The sequence below is a fragment of the Sulfobacillus sp. TH-112 genome (assembly GCF_057473405.1).
This window is the reverse complement of the sequence record NZ_JBYCKN010000054.1, coordinates 1-7,540: the sequence shown is the minus strand read 5'-3', so window position 1 is coordinate 7,540 and position 7,540 is coordinate 1. Positions and strand designations below refer to the sequence as shown.

General features: G+C 51.2%; 6 protein-coding genes and 1 pseudogene. 4 read left to right on the top strand and 3 right to left on the bottom strand.

Going from position 1 to position 7,540, the window contains the following annotated elements; all coding sequences use genetic code 11:
- Positions 1 to 252 (top strand): hypothetical protein (locus ACOJWD_RS03445; protein ID WP_486991824.1); only part of this gene is annotated, 252 nt, incomplete at its 5' end.
- Here ACOJWD_RS03445 and ACOJWD_RS03440 read toward each other — a convergent pair.
- From ACOJWD_RS03440 to ACOJWD_RS03430, 3 genes are all read right to left on the bottom strand, one after another.
- Positions 221 to 1,399 carry a redoxin domain-containing protein gene (locus ACOJWD_RS03440; protein ID WP_486991823.1) on the bottom strand — a complete coding sequence of 393 codons (1,179 nt, stop codon included), beginning with the start codon at positions 1,397 to 1,399 and terminating at the stop codon, positions 221 to 223. The genes ACOJWD_RS03445 and ACOJWD_RS03440 overlap by 32 nt on opposite strands.
- A 91-nt stretch (positions 1,400 to 1,490) precedes the next feature.
- Positions 1,491 to 2,339 carry a cytochrome c oxidase assembly protein gene (locus ACOJWD_RS03435; protein WP_486991822.1) on the bottom strand — a complete coding sequence of 283 codons (849 nt, stop codon included), beginning with the start codon at positions 2,337 to 2,339 and terminating at the stop codon, positions 1,491 to 1,493.
- A 75-nt stretch (positions 2,340 to 2,414) separates the two neighbouring features.
- A complete protein-coding gene (locus ACOJWD_RS03430; RefSeq protein WP_486991821.1) occupies positions 2,415 to 3,557 on the bottom strand; it encodes a diguanylate cyclase domain-containing protein in 1,143 nt (380 codons plus the stop codon).
- Positions 3,558 to 3,844: 287 nt separating this feature from the next.
- Between ACOJWD_RS03430 and ACOJWD_RS03425 the strand changes: the two genes are divergently transcribed.
- The 3 genes and pseudogenes from ACOJWD_RS03425 to ACOJWD_RS03415 form a co-directional block, all read left to right on the top strand.
- Entirely contained in the window at positions 3,845 to 4,474 is a 630-nt protein-coding gene (locus ACOJWD_RS03425) for an FMN-binding negative transcriptional regulator (protein WP_486991820.1), read from the top strand.
- 175 nt (positions 4,475 to 4,649) lie between these two features.
- Positions 4,650 to 6,614 (top strand): S9 family peptidase, encoded by a 1,965-nt coding sequence (locus ACOJWD_RS03420; protein ID WP_486991819.1) that lies wholly within the window; start codon positions 4,650 to 4,652, stop codon positions 6,612 to 6,614.
- A gap of 35 nt (positions 6,615 to 6,649) precedes the next feature.
- Positions 6,650 to 7,540 (top strand): annotated as a pseudogene (locus ACOJWD_RS03415) (hypothetical protein); the annotation flags it as partial.

Genomic DNA, 7,540 nt, shown 5'->3' with positions numbered 1-7,540 from the left:
GTGGGTCCACAGAGACCTACGATAGAACGGTGGGCGGATTTCAGGACGAGCCATAGCTGGGATGCCCTGAAAAAAGAGACGATCCGGCAAATATTACGAGCAGTTCAACATCGTGACCTTCCCGAAGCGATCGTGAAAATCCGCTATCTCACCCATATTCTAGAGACAGAGAATCTCCTTAAGTCCCATTCCGACACATTAAAAGCTCTACTCTATGCCACTACGACGCAGCATGACTCTTCATCGCCGTGATTAAGGCATTGGTCGACAGCCAATTGTTGCTACCATCGTGCGCCCAAACCACTTTTCCCTCGCCATTAATCAAAGCATACCAGGTAATATCTTGCACCCCAACTTGGTCCGCCACCGCACCAGTGGTGTCAATGGCGACCGGATAATTCAAGGGCGCCGTCTCTTTTAATGTATCCAAAAAGGAGGATGGCGAGGGCTCCGTGGGTGCCTCATCGATGACCGTGAGTGGTGGCAACCCCTCTCTCTTAGCATCCGCTTCATAGGTATTGAGGGCTTTCAACTGCTGAGGAACATTGGAGAGTTCAGAAAGCCAACTGGCCACAAACACCAAAAGACGCGGCTTCCCATCCACCAATTGAATCTTCCCGTGCTCTCCTTTCGCGGTGACCAGGGGCAGTTGTACTCCATTCAAGCTGTGTACCACGTCTTCTTGCACCAGAGCCTGATGCAACACGTCAGCCGAGGTTTTGGTCGGTTTAGGAAGCACGCGTGCAATCTCTTGCGCAAATACCTCGGACTGTTGACCAAGTCCGGCATAAGCCATTTGCGTCAAGTAGATCCGCTTTTCGATCCCTTTGGGACTAATAATATAAACTCCCGGAGTATGGTCGATGGCCCCATGGATGACCGCGACATAGATCCCATATTCCTTCCAGATTTTTGAGAGTTCGGTCTTTGACCCGGTGACAAAATTCCATTTGTGCACGACCCCATGCGCTAAAGAATAGGCATACACATCTGACACTGCGGTCGCAATGGGATTGGCATCCACCGCCATCAATGTAACTTCCGAGGCCGCCTTCGGCCCTAACATCTCCTGTGCCCTTACCATTTCTTCAGATGTTAAAGGACAAATGGTGGTACACTCGCTGTCTAAAAATGCTAGCACCACTACTTTCCCACGATACTGGGACAGCGACACCTTATTTCCGAATTGATTGGTCAACGTAAAATCCGGCGCTGGCCGATTCAGGGGGGTACCAGGGTCCACATTGGCCGCGGTATTCTGATAGGCTGCACTCTTCGAATCGACCACCGCAAGCGTGCTGCCATTCGAACCTCCAGCACTGGGAGTGGTGGTACCACAAGCGGCCGTCACTAATCCCACAGCCATGACTAACGGGAAAAACCACCTTGCCATACGCATGTGAACTTCCTCCATAGACTGCAAGTCATGTAATATCTTGCGACATCCTCACATTTTGCCAAGATCTCTGTCTCGAGTCAATCTGACGCCGTCACGCATACCACGATGACAGATCATAGAAGCGAAACGATGCCCCAAATGCAATCGCATAGGCTAAAAACATGACAATCCCCATCAGTAGGGCCCCCAGTTGCTGGTCCGCTAATGCGCCCATGCCGAAAATATGGGGGGCATGCAGATAGAATTGATAGAACGGTGACGACGTATCCGCAACGAAAATGGTGGGCGGCATCATAAGATCAATACCAAAGAATAGGTAGAGCATCTGCGCTTCAGGACTTAAGGCTGTTCCCCATGGCGGAATGATCAGATGTCGAAATCCCGCTCGCCCTTGCCGGGCGACAGAATCCGCGGGGCCCATGACGGGCCACCACAAGAAGAACGCCGCCAGCAACATAAAATAATTGGCCAAGGTAAAAACCGCGGAAGACCGCAGACTATAGTCTAGAACGGCTGGATATTGCCAAGCCCAATTCAATACATTGAAAATTAACAGTGCCGCGAGTGGATGTCCCCACAACTTAAATATCGGCCGAATCACGGGGCGATTAATGAATGCTCGAATCAGGTCTACGGGCAGGCTAGCCCATACTAAAGGAGGCACCAGCACACTCAAAATCGATAGTTGGATCATATGGTATAGGTATAGGTAGCGATCGGCCATTAAGGCGATGGGGCTCCCCATGGCCCCATAAAAAAAAAGCATCGCAAGCACCCAGTAAACGCCTTGTCGTATCGATACGGTCATTGCAGAAAGCCCCAGACGCTCCTTGAGCGGTCCTGTCAATTCGAAATAGATAATGGACAAGAGCACCGCTAATAGCATCACTTCGGGGTGCCACAAAACCAAAAAGCTATAATGCGTTCGGAGATATGTCATCCTGGCCTCCAATAACATGATTTGCCTTATTGTCATATGAATTGAAGGAAAAAGGCAAGCACCTGTGCAAAACTTCTAATGGCTTCCAACATAAGACTGCCCCGGAGATCCGGCACGTTGGGCCACCTTGACTAACGCGTCAAAATCCGCTCCGCGCTCTGCCCAAGCCCATCCCCATTCGATAGCCACGGTCACCATCTGACCTGAGCCAGGATCATGAAAGCGCAGTTGCTGGATTCGCGGTGTGACCCGTTCGCGCACCATCTGCTGACCGGAATAGGTCACAAAGGGGAAAACCAGCAAAAACTGTCCGTCCGGCCATTGCACCACGCGATCGGCATGACGGCACATGTGCACCAGTTCTTCTCCCAAACGATGGACCATTTGCTCGGCCAATCGCTCCCCATACAGAGATTGCACCTGAACATAGTCGCGCATAACAGCATATAGGAGTCCGACCGAGGCTTGGCTCAAATGTTGGACGCCATATTCCCATCCTTCGTAGGGGGTAAGAATTTTTGCGGGATGGCTGGTAGAAACCGGTGTCAGGCGTGATCGATAGACGATGAAAATCCCTAAAAGGAGACCCACGATCCATGTCGAAGGATAGAGAGTATGGTGCCCGCTCGCGTAGATCCCATCGTGCCACTCTAGAAACAACCACAGTAATCCCAGACCGAACCAAAGCCCGTAGCGGCGCATTACGCCCTGACGGATGCCCCTCACGATAATGAGAGTTAATAGCGCCAATACTCCCCCGCCGTAGAACACTAGGCACGCTGCAACAAATGTCGCAGGTAAGTGGTGAAAGGAGATAAAATATCCATCAGGAGAGGCAGAAAGCACTGGCAGCCACGGACTAAGCCAGACCAGAATCAGAGCCCCCAACGCTCCTCCCCACAATACGACAAACCATGACGGAATCTTTAGCGACACCACCGATAGACATACCTCAATCGCGGCAAGTTCGGCCATCAACGCTAAGGGGAAGAAGAAGCGAACCCAAAGCGCCGCGTCATGGGCGTTAGTTTGCGAAAGCCAGCCGGCATACACACCCCAAAAGAGCGCACCAACAACAAAAAACCTTACCACAGGGCGCAATAAGTCGTAGCGAACCATGTCTCGATGACATAGCAAAAATGCGGCACAAATCACGTATCCAACGGAAAGCACTGCCTCAGGTATAGCGCCATACGAAAGAACCAGGGAGTGGATCATGGTAACTCTCATTTCTCGGTTAATTATGGCTTTTTTCGACAATCTTACAGATATTCCTGCTTTTGGATCTGAAAATCGAAGAATTTGTCGGGGACAGCCTGTTGGAACTCTCCATGCGCACTTTCTGATGAGGGTAAGCCTGCCACTTTCTGACGTTTACCCACATCGTCTCATCATCCACACCCCAGCGTGTCAAACACGGGACTTTTGTCCACGATGCCCGAATTCACGCTTATAATTAACCTACCACGCCATACTCATATGCGGCGATAAAGGAGACAGTAACTATGTACCCGAGCAATAAATTCCCATCCCCTCCATGGGGGATCGTGTACGACTTTCTGCAACAATCGTCGCAATGTACAGTCATTGCCGTCGATCCCGAGGGTTATCCCCAACCCACTATCATTCCTTTTCGGTTGATTGGGAGTTCCGAGATTATCGGCGGGACCGTGGAAGTTCATCTCGTGAAAGGTGATGCCACGCTGGCGGCGCTAGCGCATCAAGGACGGGCCACCATATTTGTTGATCAACCCTTGTCGCTCGTCCCACACACCGTGTTTGACGCTCGCGATACCAATCGCACTATGCTACTTTTTCGTGCAGTCCGGCTAAGTGGTACCGTAAACATCTCCTCGGACCCTACGGACATCGCGACCGGGTTAGACCACCTCGCTCAACATCTTTTCCCGAATGAAGAAAGGGCTCCCGTCACAATCGAGCACTATGGCGAAAGGATTAGTCGTTTGGCTCATGTCACTCTCTCGGTAGAGACGGTAGACAGCAAATGGAAGCTCGGTCAAGATCAGCCTGAAACCGTAAGACAACGCCTGTTGCACTTTCTCACGGAACGCAATCACCCGTTGGATCAGATCACCGTACCTATTCTTGAAGACTATTGGGCTCGGTCATCCTGATTAATCGACAAATTTTGCGCAACAAGACCGCTATCATCTTGTTAGCGTTTGAGTTTGGGGTGTCCAGTCGACAATTTTTTCAACGAAACGTCAGAAATAGAAAAAATAGGCAGGAATAGTCCGCGGGATCCCGAAGTTGTAACCTAACTATTCATGAAAAAGGATGGTGATTTGCGTGAATCAATCGCCCACAGTAGCTCCCTATGGGACCTGGAGATCGCCTATCACCGCCTCCATGCTGACAGATAAAACGGTTTCTTTCGAGGAAGTCGCATGGAGCGGGGAAAACATCGTCTGGATTGAAAGTCATCCAGAGGATAGTGGTCGACATGTAATTATGCAACAGAACGTAGATGGTACAACCTCAGAAATTTCTCCGGCTCCATTCAATGCGCGCACTCGGGTGCATGAGTATGGTGGTGGGAGTATAGCGGCAGATGGCGAGGAAATATTCTTTAGCCACTTCGGCGACCATCGCCTCTATCGCATCTCTCACGATCATCCAGCCCCTCAAGCGGTGTCAGCACAAGATGCTGTGCGGTTTGCGGATTTAACCATTGATCGCACGCGTGGGCAGCTAATCGCGGTCCGGGAGGATCACCGCGATCCCGACCGTGTCATTAATACCATCGTGAAAATCCCGCTTAACGACCCCACTACGATTGGCCAGGTCATTGTGGCGGGAAACGATTTCTACATGTTCCCTCGTATCAGTCCGGACGGTCAGTGGTTGGCTTGGATTGAGTGGAGTCACCCCAATATGCCGTGGGATGGAACCACCCTCTATCGTGCACCGATTGGCCTCGACGGCCTTTTGGGACAAAAAGTGTTGGTGGCTGGGGGCGATGAAGAAGCCATATTTCAACCGCAATGGTCTCCGGATAACGTATTGTATTTTGTCTCAGATAGAACCGGTTGGTGGAATCTCTACCGACATCGTGAGGACAGGGTCACTCCAATTACTGCCATGCATGCCGAATTTGGGGTCCCGGCTTGGGTATTTGGACTTTCTACCTATGGCTTTACCCGCTCGAACCAAATCCTTTGCACGTACTCGCAAAACGGGTACTCTCATCTTGCCTTGATCGACGTCGATACATCGGAAATGCAGCATCTATCCTGCCCATACTCCATGATATCCCATCTTCAGGTCCGCGGTTCTCGCGCCGTGATGATTGCGGCCAAGGAGTATGAGGGGTCGTGCGTGGTTCGATTGGACAGCGAATCCGAACAATTCGATATTGTCAAAAAAAATGTTGAGGTGGTCTTGTCCGAGGGAGACATTTCACGTCCTCAAGCTGTGAGCTATCCCACCGATAATGGTTTGACGGCGCATGCCTTCTATTATCCACCCCAAAATGCCAATTACCTAGCTCCCGAAGGGGAACGCCCTCCCCTTATTGTTTATACTCATGGTGGCCCTACGGGATTTAGCGCACCGGTGTTCCGGCTATCCCTTCAATATTGGACCACCCGGGGATTTGCAGTGGTCGACGTCAACTATGGGGGCAGTACTGGCTACGGTCGAGAATATCGCAATCGCTTGCGCAACGCTTGGGGAATCACGGACATCAAGGATGTCGTGAATGCGGCTCTATATCTTAGCCGCCACGGCCAAGCCGACGAGAACCGTCTACTGATACGCGGCGGTAGCGCCGGGGGATATACCACCATAGCAGCACTCACCTTTACCAAGGCCTTTCGTGGTGGAGCGAGTTATTATGGCGTTAGCGACTTATCGGCTTTAGCTCGCGAAACCCACAAATTCGAATCACGCTATCTCGATCGCTTAGTCGGACCCTTTCCGGCTTCGGAAGCAATATATAAAGAGCGTTCCCCCATATTTCACGTCTCGCAAATTCAGTCGCCCATCATTTTCTTTCAAGGGCTAGACGACCATGTGGTACCGCCGAATCAGTCAGAACTAATGGTGAACTCGTTGCAAGCGCGAAAGATACCGGTCGCCTATTTGACTTTTCCCGGAGAAGGACACGGCTTTGTTCAAGCGGAAACACTTATCCGCGCTCAGGAGGCCGAACTATACTTCTACCATAAAATTCTCGGCATTCCCGTCTCGGAACCTCTCACCCCGGTTGAAATTGAAAACCTTTCCTCCCTTGGAGACAGCGCTGATCGATGATGCTGCTTACGATAGAGATTTCAAGGAGGATTTAAATGGAACCCTTGTCGACCCAGATTTTCGATGACCGCCGGCACCTTTTTGTTGGTCGTCGCAACGAGTGTGAGTGGGTAGATCAATGGTGCCGATCTTCTTCACCACCGACTCAAGTGGTGTCGATAACTGGCACGGGCGGGATCGGCAAATCCACTCTCCTTACCCATCTACTGCAGTTAAGCCAAATGAGTGGTGCGGTGGTAGCATGGATGGATGGTCGTACTTGTTATCGAACCCCAAAGGGATTTCTCGAATCGTTGCCCATTTCTTTTATCGATTGGCGCCACATCCCAGAACCGCGTCCTAAGCTCGTTCTGGCGATTGATAATTACGAAGAAATTCAATCACTCTCCTCGTGGCTGCGAGAAATTTTCCTGATGGAATTGCCAGCCACAGGTATCCTTCTGCTCACCGCCTCGCGCCTTCCACTCATGAACCAGTGGATGCTCGATCCGGGATGGCATCGTCGCGTGCATCACTGGCCTTTAGGTCTATTTAATGCCGATGAAGTAGAATCCTTCCTCATAAGGCGCAACTGGCCCGAAGACGAAATTGCCCGTGCGCGGACACTGGCTCTGGGACACCCACTGTCGTTGGCGGTTGTCGCTGAGTCTCGACGACGCGGCAACATCTTTGATGATCCACAGCAACTACCCCGGGTGGTCCGCGAAACCTTGTCAGCACGTCTTTTTCGAGAAGTGACCGACACTGAATTACACCCTCTCATTGATGCTCTCTCAGTGATGGCTGAGGCCAACCACGATCAATTACAACGAGTGGTGGGTAAGGCGGTAACGACTCAGCAATTTTTGCAGTTAAAGCAACTATCCTTTGTCAAATACAAGACGAGCGGCGTGTGCTTGCATGACATCGCCACTCAATACCTCTAC